This is a genomic window from Aeromonas sp. HMWF017 (assembly GCF_003061465.1).
Lineage (GTDB): Bacteria > Pseudomonadota > Gammaproteobacteria > Enterobacterales > Aeromonadaceae > Aeromonas > Aeromonas veronii.
Window position 1 is genome coordinate 35,332 of the sequence record NZ_QAJD01000179.1, and the last position, 1,604, is coordinate 36,935.

General features: G+C 48.2%; 2 protein-coding genes. Both read left to right on the forward strand.

What is annotated here, in order from left to right; genetic code table 11:
- Positions 1-18: 18 nt before the first annotated feature.
- Positions 19-162 carry a Bor/Iss family lipoprotein gene (locus tag DBR30_RS20255; protein WP_308813284.1) on the forward strand — a complete coding sequence of 48 codons (144 nt, stop codon included), beginning with the start codon at positions 19-21 and terminating at the stop codon, positions 160-162.
- 17 nt (positions 163-179) lie between these two features.
- Positions 180-1,172 carry a hypothetical protein gene (locus DBR30_RS20260; RefSeq protein WP_146181030.1) on the forward strand — a complete coding sequence of 331 codons (993 nt, stop codon included), beginning with the start codon at positions 180-182 and terminating at the stop codon, positions 1,170-1,172.
- Positions 1,173-1,604: the final 432 nt, after the last annotated feature.

A 1,604-nucleotide genomic window follows, 5' to 3' on the forward strand; every position in this document is an offset into this window, starting at 1 on the left:
ATTGGCCTGAACGAGCCTATAGACGCTGCGGCTATTTGTCACGGTGCCGAAAATGTTGTCAGGATCGAGACAGAACAATCCTGGCTTAATTCATTGGCCAGCGGGATTACCTACGGGGTTTATACCCCTCGAGAAGCCAGAGTTTATTGTTCCAAAAAATAATAGCGAGAAATTTTCTGATGATGGATAGTCATAAATGGGTATTGTTGGGGGCTTGCATGGCCACCCTGTCTGGTTGTGGTGGCTCAGATGATAACAAATCAACCACAGAGACCAGCGTTGCTCCAGTTCCCCATGTTGCAACAACACTGAAAGCAGGCATTGTGCTACCGCAGCCAGGGATTTACCAAACGACGCTACTTACACGCGATGATCCGCACCAGACATTGGTTAATTTCGCCGGCTTGGCAATCGTTTACCCACAACGTGATGCGCAGCTGCGTTGGGATATCTGGGTCGATGATGGCGCCGTGGCTACCTGGTGGCTTGGTCAGGCCGGAATGCAGTCCGATAGCACAGAGCCATCTACCCTGACGTTGACGCGCATTAGCAGAAATAAAGTGGCAGACAGTGCTGTTTTGACGCGGGATGATTCAGGATCGCTGCTCGTGCCATCGAATTACCAGAGGCAAAGCAGTATCCCCAATCAGGTCATGATCAAAACTATGCCCGTCATCAAGGCAGAGGGTGAGCGGGTAAGATATTCTGCATTTGATCTGTCGAGTACCGGAACCATGGCATATCACAATTGGAATGGCCAGGTTGGTATTACAAAAGTGAACACAACGGATATTAAGCCAGAGACATGGTCGACTGGAAATGGCTTGTCAACCGATATGTTAGGCAATACCGAGTTGACTAATAACGATGGCAAGTTGAGCGTCGTTATGGAACTGCCGTCAGCAGGTTGCACATTATTTGGTGAGGGAAAGGAAGAGAGTAATCACGCATTGAACAAGCTTACTTTTACCGGATTCGGAAAATGCAAATTTGTTGAATATAATGATGCCAACTGGAGCCAGAGTGACTATAAAAATACGGCGGGTTTGGCTCGGGTAAAAGACACGGCTACCGCATATATTGCCGAGTTTAATGATGTAAATAATAAAAACACATTAGTTATCGGATTTCCCGAGTTGGATGGGGTCATATTTACTCTGAAAAAGGAATAAACATCCAGTCAGTCATATTCCATGGGGCGCAATAGCACCTCATGGAATTTTTATCCGTTCTATTGCCGATTGATAACGGTGTTTCTGTCGCTCATCAGGCTACCTGCACGTCAGCGAGTCGTCAGATCCGTTGCCGGGGGCTCTTTCTATGAACAATCTTGTTGGTCAGAATAGCTGACGGATCAGCGGAAGTGATTACCCATATCGTTTATTCTGCCAAGAGAGGTGTGACGCTTTCACTATCGGAGAGGTCGTATCTGTTGTTGAATGGGGCGGGAGTGGTCATTTACCGTGCCACTGACTGCATGGCGAATGGGTCGCCCGGAGCAATCATGTCGCAAGAGGTTGTATGCGAGCACTGAGTGAACTCGATTTGAACCTGCTGGTGGTGTTCAAATATCTGATGGCTGAACGCAGCGCCGCAGGTGCGGC

Bases quoted from the DNA above. Each gene is read 5' to 3' on its own strand.
- DBR30_RS20260 (WP_146181030.1), top strand. From the start codon at position 180: ATGATGGATAGTCATAAATGGGTATTGTTGGGGGCTTGCATGGCCACC.